At 66.4% G+C, this 16153-nt stretch carries 13 protein-coding genes; 5 read left to right on the top strand and 8 right to left on the bottom strand.

Going from position 1 to position 16153, the window contains the following annotated elements:
- Positions 1-21 precede the first annotated feature (21 nt).
- The 3 genes from ACPDIX_RS04430 (at position 22) to ruvB (ending at position 3565) form a co-directional block, all read left to right on the top strand.
- Positions 22-1584 (top strand): amino acid permease, encoded by a 1563-nt coding sequence (locus ACPDIX_RS04430; RefSeq protein ID WP_423430576.1) that lies wholly within the window; start codon positions 22-24, stop codon positions 1582-1584.
- Positions 1585-1659: 75 nt separating this feature from the next.
- Positions 1660-2490: a phosphoribosylformimino-5-aminoimidazole carboxamide ribotide isomerase gene (hisA, locus tag ACPDIX_RS04425; protein ID WP_423430575.1), complete on the top strand. Its 831-nt coding sequence runs from the start codon at positions 1660-1662 to the stop codon at positions 2488-2490.
- Between the two features lie 55 nt (positions 2491-2545).
- The gene (ruvB, locus tag ACPDIX_RS04420; RefSeq protein ID WP_423430574.1) at positions 2546-3565 is read left to right on the top strand and encodes a Holliday junction branch migration DNA helicase RuvB; all 1020 of its coding nucleotides are present in this window, start codon (positions 2546-2548) and stop codon (positions 3563-3565) included.
- 214 nt (positions 3566-3779) lie between these two features.
- Here the strand turns inward: ruvB and ACPDIX_RS04415 are convergent, their stop codons facing one another.
- From ACPDIX_RS04415 to ACPDIX_RS04380, 8 genes are all read right to left on the bottom strand, one after another.
- Positions 3780-4322 carry a hypothetical protein gene (locus tag ACPDIX_RS04415; protein WP_423430573.1) on the bottom strand — a complete coding sequence of 181 codons (543 nt, stop codon included), beginning with the start codon at positions 4320-4322 and terminating at the stop codon, positions 3780-3782.
- A gap of 717 nt (positions 4323-5039) precedes the next feature.
- Positions 5040-5594, bottom strand: coding sequence for a hypothetical protein (locus tag ACPDIX_RS04410; RefSeq protein ID WP_423430572.1), 555 nt, complete (start codon positions 5592-5594; stop codon positions 5040-5042).
- A 214-nt stretch (positions 5595-5808) separates the two neighbouring features.
- On the bottom strand, positions 5809-7341 hold the full coding sequence (locus ACPDIX_RS04405; RefSeq protein ID WP_423430571.1) for a Ni/Fe hydrogenase subunit alpha: 1533 nt from the start codon (positions 7339-7341) through the stop codon (positions 5809-5811).
- A gap of 6 nt (positions 7342-7347) precedes the next feature.
- Positions 7348-8334, bottom strand: coding sequence for an oxidoreductase (locus ACPDIX_RS04400; protein WP_423430570.1), 987 nt, complete (start codon positions 8332-8334; stop codon positions 7348-7350).
- Entirely contained in the window at positions 8327-8833 is a 507-nt protein-coding gene (locus tag ACPDIX_RS04395; RefSeq protein WP_423430569.1) for a hydrogenase iron-sulfur subunit, read from the bottom strand. Before ACPDIX_RS04395 ends, ACPDIX_RS04400 begins: the two co-directional genes overlap by 8 nt.
- Positions 8826-10826 (bottom strand): FAD-dependent oxidoreductase, encoded by a 2001-nt coding sequence (locus ACPDIX_RS04390; protein WP_423430568.1) that lies wholly within the window; start codon positions 10824-10826, stop codon positions 8826-8828. Before ACPDIX_RS04390 ends, ACPDIX_RS04395 begins: the two co-directional genes overlap by 8 nt.
- A gap of 7 nt (positions 10827-10833) precedes the next feature.
- A complete protein-coding gene (locus ACPDIX_RS04385; RefSeq protein WP_423430567.1) occupies positions 10834-11703 on the bottom strand; it encodes a CoB--CoM heterodisulfide reductase iron-sulfur subunit B family protein in 870 nt (289 codons plus the stop codon).
- Positions 11700-12305 (bottom strand): 4Fe-4S dicluster domain-containing protein, encoded by a 606-nt coding sequence (locus ACPDIX_RS04380; protein ID WP_423430566.1) that lies wholly within the window; start codon positions 12303-12305, stop codon positions 11700-11702. The genes ACPDIX_RS04385 and ACPDIX_RS04380 overlap by 4 nt, the downstream gene beginning before the upstream one ends.
- Before the next feature lie 197 nt (positions 12306-12502).
- Here ACPDIX_RS04380 and ACPDIX_RS04375 point away from each other — a divergent pair, with 197 nt between their 5' ends.
- Both ACPDIX_RS04375 and ACPDIX_RS04370 read left to right on the top strand, forming a co-directional pair.
- The gene (locus tag ACPDIX_RS04375; protein WP_423430565.1) at positions 12503-12817 is read left to right on the top strand and encodes an L-rhamnose mutarotase; all 315 of its coding nucleotides are present in this window, start codon (positions 12503-12505) and stop codon (positions 12815-12817) included.
- A 267-nt stretch (positions 12818-13084) separates the two neighbouring features.
- Positions 13085-16006: a PAS domain S-box protein gene (locus tag ACPDIX_RS04370; protein ID WP_423430564.1), complete on the top strand. Its 2922-nt coding sequence runs from the start codon at positions 13085-13087 to the stop codon at positions 16004-16006.
- Positions 16007-16153: the final 147 nt, after the last annotated feature.

The following is a 16153-nucleotide window of genomic DNA, read 5'->3' as shown; positions in this document are numbered from 1 at the left end:
CCGCTGGAACGGAGGGCCGGGATGGACGGGCGAGGATGGTGGCGGCGCAAGGCGATCGATGCGCTGGGGACCGAAGGGGTCCCGGCGCATCTGCGGTTGCGCCGGGCGCTGGGTGCGCCGGAGCTGGTGTTTCTGGGGGTGGGTGCGATCGTGGGTGCGGGGATTTTTTCGACGGCGGGGACGGCGGCGGCGGGCGGGGAACATCATCTGGGGGCGGGTCCGGGTTTGGTGCTCTCGTTTTTGCTGGTGGCGGGGGCATGTGCACTGGCCGGATTGTGTTACGCGGAGCTGGCGGCGCTGGTGCCGGTGTCGGGGTCGGCCTACACGTACGCGTACGCCACGTTGGGGGAGTTGGTGGCGTGGATCATCGGTTGGGACCTGATTCTGGAGTACGCCATCGGGAACGTGGCGGTGGCGATCAGCTGGTCGGATTATTTCCAGACGCTGTTGTCGGGGTTGGGATGGGAATGGCCGGTTTGGTTGGGGACGGACTATCGGTCGGCGTGGGCGGCGGCGCGGGAGGTGGCGGCGCACGTGGCGCAGGGGGGCGGGCTGGAGGCCCTGCCACCGGCGGTTGTGGAGCGGGCCCGTGCGTGGGCCGAGGCGCCGCGGTTGTGGGGGGTGCCGTTGGTGTTGAACGTGCCGGCGGCGGGGATTGTGGGTTTGATCACCTGGGTGCTGGTGCGGGGTATCCGAGAGAGCGCGGCTTTCAACACGGCGATGGTGGTGGTGAAGCTGTTGGTGATCGGGCTGTTCGTGGCGGTGGGGGCGTTCCACGTGGACCCGGCGAATTGGCATCCGTTCCTGCCGAACGGCTGGACGGGGGTGGGCCATGCGGCGGCGATCGTGTTTTTTGCGTACATCGGATTCGACGCGGTTTCGACCGCGGCGGAGGAGACGCGCGATCCGCAGCGCAACCTGCCGCGGGGGATCCTGGGGAGTCTGGTGGTGTGCGCGGTGTTGTACGCGGTGGTGGCGCTGGTGCTGACGGGCATGGTGCGATGGGACCGGTTGCGCGACGTGGCCGATCCGCTGGCGATGGCGTTTGCGGAGCGGGGGTTGAACTGGCTGAGCGGTTGGATCGCGCTGGGAGCGGTTGTGGCGACGGCCTCGGTCCTGCTGGTGTTTCAGTTGGGTCAGCCGCGGATTTTCTTTGCGATGGCGCGGGATGGACTGCTGCCCGGCTGGGCGGCCCGGGTGCATCCGAGGTATCGGACGCCGCACGTGACGACGTTGCTGACCGGGGTGGCGGTGGCGGGGGTGGCGGCGGTGACGCACATCGAGGAGATGGTGGAGCTGTGCAACATCGGGACGTTGTTTGCGTTTGTTGTGGTGGCGGTGGGTGTGCTGGTGTTGCGGTGGCGGGAGCCGGATCGGCCCCGGCCCTTCCGCGTGCCCTGGGTGCCGTGGGTGCCGCTGGGCGCGATTGTCACCTGCGGGTGGCTCATGGCGCAGTTGCCGGCGCGGACGTGGTGGCGGTTCGGCTTGTGGCTGGTGGCGGGGTTGGTGTTCTACGCGGGTCGGACGTGGTGGTTGCGCGGGCGGGCGCCGGCGCGGCAGGTGCCGAATTCTGGCGGGGAATGAGCGGGGTGGGGGCTCAAAGGGGGCACGAGGGTGTGGTTGCCGGGAGCGACCGGCTGGTTAGTTTGGAGATGTCGCATGTTTCGGCCGTGTATTGATCTGCACGAGGGTCGGGTGAAGCAAATCGTGGGTGGCACGCTGGAGGAGGGTGCGCCGGAGCGGTTGCGCACGAATTACGTCTCGGACCGGCCGGCGGCCTGGTATGCGGAATTGTACCGGCGGGACGGTCTGACCGGAGGGCACGTGATCATGCTGGGGCCCGGCAACGAGGAGGAGGCGCGGTCGGCGCTGGCGGCCTGGCCGGGCGGGCTGCAGGTGGGCGGGGGCATCACGGCGGACAACGCGGCGGGGTGGTTGGACGCGGGCGCCTCGCACGTGATCGTGACCAGTTGGCTGTTTCGGGAGGGGCGGCTGGACGAGGACCGGCTGGCGGCGCTGGTGCGCGCGGTGGGACGGGAGCGGCTGGTGATCGACCTGAGCTGCCGGCGGCGTGGTGGGGAGTACGTGGTGGTGGTCAACCGGTGGCAGACGTGGACGGAGCTGCGGTTGTCGGGGGAGACACTGGGGCGGTTGTCGGAACGGTGCGCGGAGTTTTTGGTGCACGCGGTGGACGTGGAGGGGTTGTGCCGGGGGGTGGACCTGGAGTTGGTGGAGCGCCTGGCGGTGTGGTCGCCGGTGCCGGTGACGTACGCGGGCGGGGCGCGGTCGTTGGAAGATTTGGAAAACGTGACACGGGTGAGCGACGGACGGGTGGACCTGACGATCGGGTCGGCGCTGGACATTTTCGGTGGGACGGGCGTGCGTTACGCGGATTGTGTGGCGTTCAACCGGCGGTGGCTGGAGCAGCGGGCGGCACCGGGGCGGACGGGCTCGGCGGGGACGGGTCACTCGGGTGCGCCCGCGGTTTGAGGGGGTGGGTTTTCGACCTTGCCGGCCGAAGGCGGGATGTTTCATGTTGCCGGGGATGGCGGATCGGCGGATGCGGGATGTACTGAACAAGCCGGACAGGGCCTGGGAGCAGACGCTGCGGCCGGCGTTGTTCGAGGAGTTTGTGGGCCAGGCGCGGGTGAAGGAGCGGCTGGAAATCACGGTGGCCGCGGCGCGCCAGCGGGGCGAGCCGATGGACCACATCCTCTTGAGCGGGCCGCCGGGGTTGGGGAAGACCACGCTGGCGCACATTCTGGCCCGGGCGATGAACGCGAACATCCGATGCACCAGCGGGCCGGCGATCGAGAAGGCGGGGGACCTGGCCGGGCTGCTGACCAACCTGGAGCCGGGTGACGTGCTGTTCATTGACGAGATTCACCGGTTGCAGAAGACGATCGAGGAGTACCTCTACCCGGCGATGGAGGACTTCAGGCTGGACATCGTGATTGACCAGGGCCCCAACGCACGGAGTGTGAGGATCGACCTGCCGCGGTTTACGCTGATCGGGGCCACGACGCGCAGCGGTTTGCTGACCTCGCCCTTGCTGACGCGGTTTCCGATTCGGGAGCGGCTCGATTACTACACGGCGGGGGATTTGCAGCAGGTGGTGTTGCGCGCGGCGCGGATCCTGGGGCTGGAGATCGAGCCGGAGGCGGCGCTGGAGATCGCGCGGCGCAGTCGCGGGACGCCGCGGATAGCCAACAACCTGCTGCGGCGGGTGCGGGATTACGCGCAGGTGCGGGGGGACGGCCGGATCACGCGGGAGCTGGCCGATCGGGCGCTGCGGATGCTGGAGATTGACGAGGACGGGTTGGACGAGATGGACAAGCGGATTCTGGAGGCCGTCCTGGTGAAGTTTGGCGGTGGCCCGGTGGGGTTGCACTCGCTGGCGGTGGCCGTGGGGGAGGAACCTGACACGATCGAGGAGGTCTACGAGCCGTACCTGATCATGGAAGGTTACCTCCAGCGGACGCCGCAGGGCCGGGTGGCAACGGAGCGGTCCTACAAAAAACTCGGGTTGCAGCCTGCAAAGGGGGGCCAACCCACGTTGTTTTGAGAGTCCGGCGCGGGGTTCGATCCCGGCGGATGGTGACCCACCGGGGCGCCGGTTTCCGAGGATGAAACCGACCGGGCTGATGGTCCGGCATGGCCCCGCGCTTCGTTTTGGCCGTTCCTTTCTTCGCTCCCTGCGCCGTGCTGAGGCTTGCGTGGATTTCGACCCGCCCACCCCGCAGCCGTGGAGGATGGTTCCACAGCCGTTGGAGATGAATTCAGCGCCGCTTCACGCGTGCAAGGCCGGTCGTGGCCAACAAGCCGACACCCAGGAGAAGGAGCGTGGCGCCGGCTTCAGGCAACCTGGGGACCTCGTTCCACAGCCGATAGCCGGAAAGCCCGTTGGGTCCCGGGGCGGTGAGGGTGAAGCTGCTGAGAGATCCGCCGAGGTACCACGCTTGTGTGTGGTCGGCGGTTTGGCCCTGGCCCCAATGGACGGTCAGGTACAGATACCCGGACACGTCAATCGTCTTGCTGAGGACGCCGGAAGCGGTCTCTGAGTAGCTGAGCGCGGGAGGTGCAACCACGGCTGGAAGGTCAGGATCGTTGACCGAGTTGTATGCGTCCACGAGAGCCTGCAGCCAGTCTTTAACAGTGCCCTCGCCCTGATTGGGCGGATTACCGGGCACGCTTGTGTTGGGGCTGATGTAGGGACTCGTATCGAGCCGGGTGGGCACGGCGGTGACGTTAACCGTGCTCATCAGTACGGCACCGCCAAGGCAGGCCACCCAGTACCGCAGCGGATCGAAGATGGTTTTCATGGTTTTGATGGTTTTGGTTTGCTGTGGCCGACCTTTCCGCCAAGCCATTTTGAATAGCCCGGCTGACAGACACCACAACCCAACGCAGCAGGTTGCGGGCCAATGTTGACGCGGCACGCCTGAAAAATGTTTCAAGTTGCTGGTGTGCAATCCAATGGCCACGATGGCACTTTGTTCGACATACAAACCTCGAGACCGGTGCCGCCGAAAGTGTAAATTCCGGCAGAATCATGAGTCATTTTGTTACAGTTTATTCGTCCGTTTTTTACACTTTAGCGGGATACCGAACCAAAAAACCCGGACTCAGGGGGCTCGGTAAAGTTGCCATTGCGGGGTTTCACCCGCGTGGGGGTGGATTTCGCGTCGGGGTGAACCGTGGCGGCGGCTCGGGCGCGGAATGTTTCGTTGAGGCGGTGGCTGCCGTGTGTCCGAGGTTCGGGCGGGCCGTCTATCCGGGCGGGGGTGAGATGCGGGACAAGGGGTTGTCGGCGAGCGACGCCCTTGCGGGGTCATCGGGGGAGGAGGCTCGAGAGAGATTCAGCGAGGCGCCGTGGGTGGAGACGGTGCGGCCACGGCGTTTCGTGCGCGGGTTTGGGTTGCGAGCGGTTGCCGCTGGTTGAGCGAGTGGGTGCAGGCGGAGGGGTCCATGAGACCGGGAAGCGGGTTTCCGAGCCGGCGTCCTGCTTTGGTCTTGGAGGCGATCTCCCCCGGTTGGGCTCAGGGATGGGAGTGCCGTGCGCGGCGGGGCCAGATGAAGGTGGCCAACAGGCCCAGGCCCAACAGGGTGAGGGTGGTGCCGCCTTCCGGGATTCGCATGACGTCGGGTGGGACGTAGTTCCAGAGCCGGTACCCGGACAGGCCGCGGCCGGTGGGTGAAACCAGTTGGAAGTTTTCCAGGGCACCGCCGAGATACCAGGCTTGGGAGTGGTCGGAGGACTTTTTTCCGCCCCAGTGGACGGTGAGGTAGGTGTAGCCGGTCACGTTGATCGAGAGGGATTGTACGTCCTTTCGATTCTCTGTGTATTCGAGGGAGGGAGAAGCTGCGACGACCGGCAGGTCGGGATCGTTCTGCAGGTTGTAGGCCTGGACAAGGTCCTGGAGCCAGTTGTGCACGGTTGGGACGCCCTGATTGGGCGGGTTGCCGGGGAGGGTTGTAGCGGGTTGGATGTACGGGGTGGTATCGAGACGGATGGGGATGGCGAGGGCCGTGCCGAGCGGGAGAGCTCCGAGGGCGGTTGCAGCGGCCACTTTCCAGTGTCTGATGCGTTTCATGGCTGAATATGCCGGCCACAGGTCGGCATTTGGAGAATCGGCATTTTGGCGGGATTCTTGAGCCGAAATTGGAGGTCGGGTGAAGGGCGGGTCGGGCGGGGTGCGGCCGTTGTACGAAGCCGGCGCGGAGGTGGCGGCCGGACTGGCTTGCCTGCGAGGCGTGCGGAAAGGTGGTGTGGTTGGGAGGGTGGGACGTGGTTGCCTGCCGTGCGGTTCAAGCGGACCGGATGATTCGTTGGACGAGGCGTTTTTGTGCATCGTAGAGGTTCAGGATGAGCGGGAGGCGGCCTGGTTGGGCGTGGGTGGCGCAGCCGAAGCAGGGGTCGTAGGCGCGGAAGGCCATTTCGATTCGATTGAGGAGACCTTCGGAGACGTGGCCGTTGCGGATGAGTGCCTTGGCGGCGCGGTCCACGCTCATGGCGATGCGGGCGGCGTTGTTCTGGGTGGCGACGATGAGGTTGGCACGGGTGATGAGGCCGCGTTCGTCGGTTTCGTAGTGATGGATGAGGGTGCCGCGGGGGGCTTCGACAACGCCGATGCCGATGGTGGGTTTTTCCGTGGGCAGGCGTCGGATCTGGTCGCTGGTGATTTCGGGGTCGCGTGTGAGCTCGACCATGCGTTCTGCGGCCTGGATGATTTCGATGACGCGGGCCCAGTGGTTGGCGAGGGTGTGGTGGACGGGCTTGCCGCCGAGGGTGGCGAAGAAGGCTTGTGCGGCTTCGCGTGCGCGCGGGGTGGCCATGGCTTCGGCGGCGTTGAGTCTGGCCAGTGGGGCGACGGCGTAGATGCTGCTTTGCGGGCCTTCTTCGAAGCCGTGCCAGCCGAGGGGCTTGAGGTAGCAGAATTTGACGTAGCTCCAGGGCTCGAGGTGTTCGGCGATGTACTCGCGGTATTGGCGGACGTCAAACCGGGCGTATTCGTGGCCCTCGGGTGTGACGACGCGGAGGTGGCCGTCGTAGAAATCCACCTCGTTGCGGTCGTTTACGAGGCCCATGTAGTAGGTGCGGTGGGTGTACTCCGGGGCGGTGACGAGCCGGACGTAATCCGGGTTGTCGAGGACGATTTTTTGGAAGATGTCATGGGTGAAGAGGGCGAAATCGAGTGCGTCGGTGGCGAGTTGTTGGAACTCGGGGAGCTTGTCAGGGTCGAGTCGTTTGGCGACGCCGCCGGGGAGTCCGAGGACGGGGTGGATGACCTTGCCGCCGAGCCAGGAGATCAGGTCACGGAGGCGGCGGCGGGTGCTGATGACGCGGCGTGCGACCTCGGGTCCGACCTTTTCGGCCACGCCGACGACGTTGCGGAGGGCGGCGGGGGCGTCGGGGCCGACGATGAAGTCGGGGCCGCCCAGCAGGTAGACGTGGAGGGCGTGGTCTTCGAGCATGAAGGCGTGGTAGACGAGCTCGCGGATTTTGCGGGCGGCCGGAGGGGGTTCGACACGGTAGAGGTCATCGAGGGCCTTGGTGGCGGCCATGTGGTGGGCGGTGGGGCAGACGCCGCAGATGCGGCTGGTGATCTGGGGCATTTCCTCGGCTGGCCGGCCCTGGCAAAAGACCTCGAACCCGCGGAGTTCGGGGATTTGGAGGTAGGCCTGTTCGACGTTGCCTTCGGGATCGAGGAAGATGTCGATTTTGCCGTGGCCTTCGAGGCGGGTGATGGGGTCGATGGTGACGCGCCGCCGGGATTCGGCGTAGGCTTGGTTGGCGCGTTGGGCGGCCTGGTTCCAGAGGGATTGGGCTTCGGGATCCATGGTGCTTCAAGAGCCGTTGCCGTTGTGGGTCAGGTCCGCTTTGCGCCGCAGGAGGCTGTGCGGCAGGCTGTAGCGGTAGAAAGTGCCGACGGGATCGGGGATGGTGTCCAGGGCGGCGTCGATTTCCTCTTCGGTTTTGGGGGCGAGGTTGGCGCAGAGACTGGAGAGGATTTTGGCGCCGGGGTCACGGACGCGGGAGGTGGGGCCGAAGCAGCCGGTGCAGGGCATGTTGCCGCGGGGGCAGAGGGCTTCGCAGCCGGCGCGTGTGCCCGGGCCGAGGCAGAGCAGTCCCTGGGCCAGGAGGCAGAGGTTGGGGTCGGGCTGGATGGCATGGGGTCGTTCGAATTTCTGGAAGCTGAGCTGGGTGGGCTTGCTGGCCTTGCGGGGGCACTGGTCGCAGAGGGCGACGTCGGGTGCGAGCACGCTGCCGCGGGGTGGCGGGTTTTCCGAGAGGAGTGCGGCTATGGCGTTTTTGGTGATGGCCGGCGTGGGTGGGCAGCCGGGGATGTAGTAGTCCACGGGCACGACCTGGTCGAGGGACCGCACCATTTGGTGGAGGGTGGGCAGGGTGAGGATGTGGCCGTTTTGGTCGTGGCGCGGTCGGGGTCGGACCTTTTCGGGGTTCACGGTGGAGGGGCCCTCTTCGTAGTAGTAACGGAGGATGTCCTCTCGGGTGAACTGGTTGGCCAGGCCGGGGATGCCGCCGAGGTGGGCGCAGGCGCCGTAGGCGATGAGGAACCGGCTTTTTTGGCGGAGGAGGTGGACCATTTCCTCCTGCTCGGTGGTGCGGACGGCACCGTTGACGAGGGTGGCGAAGATGGATTGATCGGGCATGGCCTCCACGTCGGCCCGTTTGAAGTCCATGGCGCAGGGCCAGAAGACGAGGTCCACGGTTTGGACGAGGTGGAGGATGTCTTCGGCCAGGTCCACGACGGCTTCCTCGCAGCCGCCGCAGGAGGCGCACCAGTAGATGGCGAGCATGGGTTTAGGCATGGACCTTTTCCTGCTCGGGGGTTGCGGTTTGGGTCGAGGGGCTGGCGGGCTGGTGGGCCAGTTCGCGGTTCCAGCTCTGGAATCGTTCAGGCAGGCGGAGCGGACCCAGTTGGCGGATCTGACGGACCATGTCGTTGACGACCTGGCGGAGTTTGTCGCCTTCGGAGGCGGCGATCCATTCGAGGCGGACGCGTTCGGGTTCGATGCCGAGTTGGGCCAGGAGACGGCGGAGCATGCGGAGGCGGCGGAGGGTTTTGTAGTTGCCTTCGGCGTAGTGGCAGTCGCCGGGGTGACACCCGCCGATCAGGACGCCGTCGGCGCCTTTGGCGAGGGCGTCGAGGACGAACTGCGGGTCCACCCTGCCAGAGCACATCAGACGGATGGTCCGGACGTTGGGTGCGTACTGGAGGCGGGAGACGCCGGCCAGGTCGGCGGCGGTGTAGGTGCACCAGTTGCAGAAGAAGGCGACGATTTGTGGTTCCCAGGGGTTGTCAGGCATGGCTCAGGACTCCTTCGATCTCGGCGAAGACCTGTTCGTCGTCGAAGAGGTTTTGGTGGATGGAACCGGAGGGGCAGGCGGCCACGCAGGTGCCGCAGCCTTTGCAGAGGGCCTCGTTGATGTTGGCCTTGCCACGGTTTTCGTCGAACTGGATGGCCGAGTAAGGGCAGAGGGGGAGGCAGGATTTGCAACCGGAGCAGTGGTCGGCGTCCACGTAGGCGGTGTTGGGTTCCTGTTCGATGTGGCCACGGTCCATGAGGGCGAGGGCCTCGGCGGCGGCGGCGCCGGCCTGGGCGACGGTGTCCGGGATGTCCTTGGGCCCTTGGCAGCAGCCGGCCAGGAAGATGCCGTCGGTGAAGGTGCTGACGGGTGCCAGTTTGGGGTGGCGCTCGAGGAACCAACCCTCGGCGCTGCAACTGAGGTTGAGGAGGCGGCGGAGTTCCTGGGCGTCGGGCTGGGGTTCCTTGCCGACGGCGAGGACGACCATGTCCAGGGGGATGCGGCGGACGAATCCGGCCAGGGTGTCCTCGACGCGGACGACCAGTTTGCCCTCTTCTTCGGGGGTCATGGCCCAGTCGGTGACCTCGGCGACGCGGCCGCGGACGAACTGGATGCCCTCGCGCAGGCAGCGGTCATAGAATTCCTCGTAGCCTTTGCCGGGGGCGCGGATGTCCATGTAGAAGATGGTGACCTCGGCGTCGAGGTGTTCGCGGATGAGGAGGGCCAGCTTCATGGAGTGCATGCAGCAGGTGCGGGAGCACCAGGGGTTGGTGTGATGGTCGCGGGAGCCGACGCAGAGGATGAAGCCGACGGAGCGCGGCGTGCGCCCGTCGCGGAGGCGGATTTCGCCGCCGGTGGGGCCGCTGCTGTTGACCAGCCGTTCCACCTCGAGGGTGGTGAAGACGTTGGGGTAACGACCGTAGCCGTACTGGGGGATGCGGGCGGGATCGAACAGTTTGAAGCCGGTGGCGACGATGATGGTGCCGACCTGGACCTCGTGGATTTCGGGTTGTTGGTCGAAGACGATGGCGTTGCGGTCGCAGGCTTCGACGCAGGTTTTCTTGCATTTGCCGGTCTTGAGATTGAGGCAGCGGTCGGGGTCGATGAGCACGACCTGCGGGGTGGCCTGCGGGAAGGGCAGGTAGATGGGCTTGCGCCGGCTCAGGCCGGCATTGAACTCGTCGGGGAACCTGCCGTCCTTGAACACGCAGGCTTCGACGCACGCCTTGCATCCGACGCAGAGGGTTTCGTTCACGTATCGGGGTTTGCGTCGGACGGTAACGGTGAAGTTGCCGACGTAGCCTTCCACCCGGATCACCTCGCTGTAGGTCCAGAGGGTGATGTTCGGGTGGGCACGGACGGCCGACATCTTGGGGGTGAGGATGCAGGCGGCGCAGTCGAGGGTGGGAAAGGTCTTGTCCAGCTGGGCCATGTGGCCGCCGATGCTGGGCTGGCGTTCGACGAGGATGACGCGTTTGCCCGCCTCGGCCAGGGTGAGGGCGGCGTGGATGCCGGCGATGCCGCCGCCGATGACCAGTGCCTCGGCGCGGATGGGTACGCGCACGGGTTGGAGGGGTCGGTGATAGCGGACGCGTTCGACGGCTGCGCGGGCCAAGGCGCGGGCTTTGGCGGTGGCGGCCTGGCGATCTTTGTGGACCCAGGAGACGTGTTCCCGGATGTTGACCATTTGGAAGAGGAACGGGTTCAGTCCGGCCTTGCTCACGGCCTTGCGGAAGGTGGCCTCGTGGAGGAGGGGGGAGCAGGAGGCCACGACGACCCGGTTGAGCCCGTGCTCGCGAATGTCCTGTTGGATGAGTTCCTGGCCGGGGTCGGAGCACATGTACTTGTAATCGCGGGCGATCACGACGCCGGGCAGCCCGGCGACGTAACGGGCGACCTCCGCGCAGTCCACGCTGTCGGCGATGTTGCTCCCGCAGTGGCAGACGTAGAAACCGATGCGGGGCTCGGGTGATGGAATGGGGCGTGGATTCATGGCACGGTCAGGCGGCGGTGGTTTCGATGGGGAAGGTGAACGGGACCAGGTTTCGGTGCAGGCCCAGTTGTTGCGGTTCCAGACCGAAGGCCAGGCCCATCAACTGGGTGAAGTAGACGGTGGGGATCCGGACCGGTCCCCACCGGCGTTCCATTTCCTCGTGATAGGCGTCGAGGTTGAAGTGGCAAAGCGGGCAGACGGTGGCCACGACATGGGCGCCGCGGCGCAGGGCCTCTTTGAGAAGGATGTAAGAGAGCCGCAGGCCGGCTTCGGGCACGGTGCCGGTGAGGCTGCCGCCGCAACACTTGGTCTTGAGCGGGTAGGGGACGACCTCGGCCCCGAGGGTGGTCAGCAGGCGGTCCATGGTGGTGGGTTGATGGGCGTCGTCAAAGGTGGCGTAGGGGCGAACGATCTGGCAGCCGTAATAGGGGGCGACTTTCAGGCCGCGCAGGGGGCGGATGACCTTTTCGCGGATGACGTCCAGGCCGATTTCATGGACGAGGATGTCGAGCGGGTGTCGGACGCGGACGGTCCCGCTGTAGGCGAGACCGGCCCGTTGCAGGGCGGTTTGGACGGTGGAACGGAGGTCGGGGAATTCGGTGATGTGGTGTTGGAGCTTGTTGAGGACGAGGTAGCAGGCGCTGCAGGGGGCGAGCAGCTCGGTGGACCCGTTTTTCTCGGCGAGGGCCAGGTTGCGGGAGGCGAGCACGGCGGCGCGGTTTTCGTCCACGGACATGTACGCCGTGGCGCCGCAGCAGTTCCAGTCGTCCAGCTCCTGCAGCTCCACACCGAGGTGGCGCAGGACCGGTAGGAGGGATTCCTCGTAGGCGCGGCCCAGACCTTTGAGGGAGCACCCGGGGAAGTAGGCGTATTTCATGGGATCTGACGGGGTGTGGAGGGGGTTGCAGGGGCTTCGGGTATGGTGGCCAGCATCTGGTCCAACTCTTGGACGCGCCGGATGCGCTCACGGCGGAGACTGAACCGCCCCGTTCGGAGCAGGCCCAGTCCCATGCGCCAGGAGCGGAACAGGGCGCGCCAATCGGACTTGAGGAACAGGCGCATGACGAGAAGGGTCTCGGTGATGCGCCCGTACCGGCGGGCCATTTTGGAGAATTCGCGGGCCAGCACCGGGATGGGGAAGCGACGCGGGTAGACACCCTCCTGGATGGCACGCTGTTTGAGGGCGTACATGATGTCGGTGATCCGGATCTGGCGGGGACACTCGACGGTGCAGGCGTAACAGGAGGCGCACAGCCAGATGGTACGGCTGCGGAGGACCTCGTTTTTGAAGTCTGCCCGGACCAGGGCCATGATCTGTCGGGGCGTGTGGTCCATGTAGATGCTGAGCGGGCAGGTGCCGGAACAGGTGCCGCACTGGATGCAGCTCTTGAGCCGGTCGCAACCGGCCAGGCTCATGATCTCTTCGGCAAACCCGCGCACGCGGTCGGCCTCGTACTTGATGGTGCGCTGGATGTGCATGCGCCGGGGGTGTTTTTACATTTGATAAACTGTTACAACACGTGTCGAAATTGTGTTAATCTCATAGTCATGGATGGACCCGCTACGGGGGTTGGGGCTTTCCCTGGTTTGCCAAAAGCTGCCCGTCTTTTGGCTGCGGGGAGCGGGGTTGTGAACGGGACTTGGTGGCGGGGAGGCTGGAGGGCAGAGTGGGTGGCATGAGAGTGCGCGGATTCACGATGAAGTTGAAGCCGGGGTGTGCGGAGGAGTACCGGCGCCGGCACGATGCGTTGTGGCCGGAACTGGCGGCCCTGCTGCGTGAGTCGGGGATTTCCGATTACGCGATCTTTGTGGATCGTGGCTCGAACACCTTGTTTGCGGTGCAGAAGTTGGGGCCGGAGTTCGATCCGGAGGCGCTGCGGCGGCATCCGGTGATGCGGCGTTGGTGGGAGTACATGGCCGATCTGATGGAGGTGCATCCTGACAAGTCGCCGGTGGAGGGGGAGCTGGAGCTGATGTTCCATCTGGCGTAGGGCCCTTGGAGGGGATGGGTATATGCCGGCGGGTGGGGAGGGCGGGGGCGGGTCTTCTGCCTGGGGCTGTTGATTTTCTGCTCAAGCTCCGGGGGCGGGCAGCCGATGTGGTTGGGGAGGCGGTCTGCCGGGCCGTCCGGGTGTGGTGTGGCAGGGTCCGGCAAGGACCCGGGATCGCCGATGGGCTGGGTGCGAACGTTCGGTGACCCGGGGAGATCGGGTTGAACGGTGGCGTTGGGAGGAAGGGTTGGAGTCGGTAGGTCAGGCATGGCTCGAGACGAACAAGGTTTTTCGGTTGCGCTGGCCGGTGAGGGGCCGGTGCGGGGTGGGGATCCGGGGGAAGCCCGTTCGGAATCCGGGGTTCGGGAGGGCCGGCAGGTTGGGTTGGGGCTGCGGATGGCGTTGGTGCGGGTTCGGGACGGGCGTTTTGTGGAGGTGGATCCGGAGTTTTGCGCGTGGTGGGGTGGCACGGTGGAGAGGTGGGCAGGCAGGGCGGTTTCGGAGCTGTTCGGGTCGGAATGGGAGTGGGAGGCGGTTCGGGCGCGGCTGTATGCCGGGGAGGCGACGGGGCCGGGAGGGGTGCGGGTGGCGCAGGCGCGGGTGCGGGTGGCGGGGGCGGTCGAGACGGAGGTTTGGCTGGGGGTGGTGCGGCCGGTGGATGAGGGTGACGAGGAGCTTTGGTGGTTTTGGGAGGTGGGGGATGGGAGGCGGGTGCAGGAGGAGTTGGCCCGGCGGGCGCGGCAGTTGACGGTGTACCAGCGCCTGGCGGAGTTGGCGTGGTCGCGCGATGTGGAGGATCCGGATTTCGACGGGATGGCGCGTGAGCTGGCGGGCCTGACGGGTTATCCGGTGGTGACGATTGAGCTTTGCGACTATGAGCAGAGCTCGATGGTGTACCGTGGGGTGTATGGAGTGGACCTGGCGGGGCTGCCGACACCTCTGGAGGTGCCGATGGACGTGAGTCTGTCGGGGCGGGTGGTGGAGACGGGTTGCACGTTGGTGGAGAGTGCGGGGGAGACGGCTCGGGAGCTGGCGGCGCCGTTGATACGGCGGTGGGGTTTGGAGACGTACGTGGGCGTGCCGTTGCGGGCGGGCGGGCAGGTGGTGGGGGCGCTGAGTTTTTGGGATCGTAGGCGGCGGGTGGTGCGGCCGGAGGAGATGACTTTGTTGGTGCAGGCGGGGCGGTACCTGGCGTTGCTGCTGGACCGCTGGCAGGCACGGGAGCAGCTGCGGCGGAGCGAATCGGAGCTGCGGGCGGTGTACGAGCAGACGCCGGTGATCATGTGCCTGCTGGATCCGCAATTGCGGATTGTGCGGGCCAACCGTGCGGCGGGGGCGTATGTGGGTCGGCCGGCGGAATCGCTGGTGGGGATGAAACCGGGTTCGTTTTTGCGGTGCGAGGCGTGTGTCCGGCGCGGGTACGAGTGTGGCACCGGTCCGGATTGTCCGCCCTGTGAACTGCGGCAGGCGTTGGTGGAGGCGTTTCGGGAGGGGCGCTGCTGGCAGCGCCGGCAGGTGCGGAAGGTGTTGTTGCGCGGGGACCGGGCGGAGGAGGTGGTGTTGTCGGTGTCCACGGAGCGGTTGCGGTCGGAGGGTGTGGACCGTGTCTTGTTGTGTTTGGAGGACGTGACGGAGCGGACGCGTGCGGAGATGCGGATTCGTTCGCAGGCGGCGTTGTTGGAGGTGACGCGGGACGCGGTGCTGGTGCGGGATTTTTGTGATCGGATCCTTTACTGGAACGATGGTGCGGCGGCGTTGTACGGCTGGTCGGCGGGGGAGGCGCAGGGTCGCACGACGCACGAGCTGGGTTTCATGCCGGACCTGGAGCAGGTGGCGACGGCGGTGGAGGCGGTGCAGGAACACGGGGAGTGGAGCGGCGAGATGCGGCATCGGAACCGGGAGGGGCACGAACTGGCGGTGCAGAGTCGGTGGACTCTGATCCGGCGCAGCGATGGTTTTCCCAAGGCGATCCTGATCGTCAACACGGACATCACGGAGAAGAAGCGGCTGGAGACGCAGTTGCTGCGGAGCCAGCGGCTGGAAAGCATCGGCACGCTGGCCAGTGGGTTGGCGCACGATTTGAACAATGTGTTGTCGCCGATTTTGATGGCGGTGCAGTTTTTGAAGGACGAGGTGAGCAGCGAGGCTGCGCGGACGTGTTTGCAGACGCTGGAGACGTGTGCGCAGCGGGGGGCGGGGATCATCCGGCAGGTGCTGACTTTTGCGCGCGGGGTGGAGGGCACGCGGGTGCTGGTGCAGTTGAAGCACCTGGTGCGGGAGGTGGAGCGGATCGCCACCGAGACGTTCCCGCGCTCGATCCGGGTGCAGGTGCGGATGGTGCGCCAGCCCTGGCTGGTGCGGGGTGATCCGACGCAGTTGCAGCAGGTGCTGATGAACCTGTGCGTGAATGCGCGGGATGCGATGCCGCAGGGCGGGGTGCTGACGTTGCGGCTGGAGAACCAGACGCTGGGCGAGGACGCGGGGCGCCTTCACGTGAAGGCCAAGGCCGGGCCTTACACGGTGGTGTCGGTGCAGGACACGGGTGTGGGCATTGCGCCGGAGTTGTTGGACAAGATTTTCGATCCGTTTTTCACGACCAAACCGGTGGGGCAGGGGACGGGTCTGGGTTTGGCGACGGTGCTGGGCATCGTGGAGTCGCACGGCGGGTTTGTGACGGTGGAGTCGGAGGTGGGCCGGGGCAGCACGTTTTCGGTCTATTTGCCCGGGTTGCCGCAGGAGAAGAGCGGCGACACGGAATTGCAGCAGCGTCCGCCGCCGCAGCGGGGTCGGGGGCAGTGTGTGCTGGTGGTGGATGATGAACCGGCGGTGCGGCAGATTGCCGCGGCGATCCTGCGGTCGCACGGGTACGAACCGCTGCTGGCGGCGGACGGGCAGGAGGCGCTGGCGGTCTGGGAGCGGCACGGGGAGAAGATCCGCGCGGTGGTGACGGACCTGATGATGCCGCGGATGGACGGGCCGGCGTTGTTGCGGGCGTTGCAGCGGTTGGCGCCGGGGTTGCCGGCCATCAGCATCACGGGGTTGGGGGAGGAATCGAGGGTGTCGGAGGCGCGTGCCGCGGGGGCGCGGGTGAATTTGGACAAGCCTTTCAAGGCGGCGGAGCTGTTGTCGGCCTTGGAGAAGGTGCTGGCAGAGGCGCCGGCCGGCCGCGGCGGCGATTCCGCCGGGTAATGCGGGGGCTTGGCAGACGGGTTTGGAGCGGCGGGACCGGCTTGTGGCGGAGGGGTGGGGCTGGTTTCCGGGTGTTTCCCTTGTTCGTGAGAAGCCCCGCGGTTTTTCCGGGTCCGGCCGGCTTTCCGGTCGGGCCAGAATCGTTTT

It is taken from the genome of Limisphaera sp. 4302-co (assembly GCF_049537155.1).
Lineage (GTDB): Bacteria > Verrucomicrobiota > Verrucomicrobiia > Limisphaerales > Limisphaeraceae > Limisphaera.
Note: the sequence above shows the minus strand (reverse complement) of the source record. Positions and strands in the feature narration are given on the sequence as shown.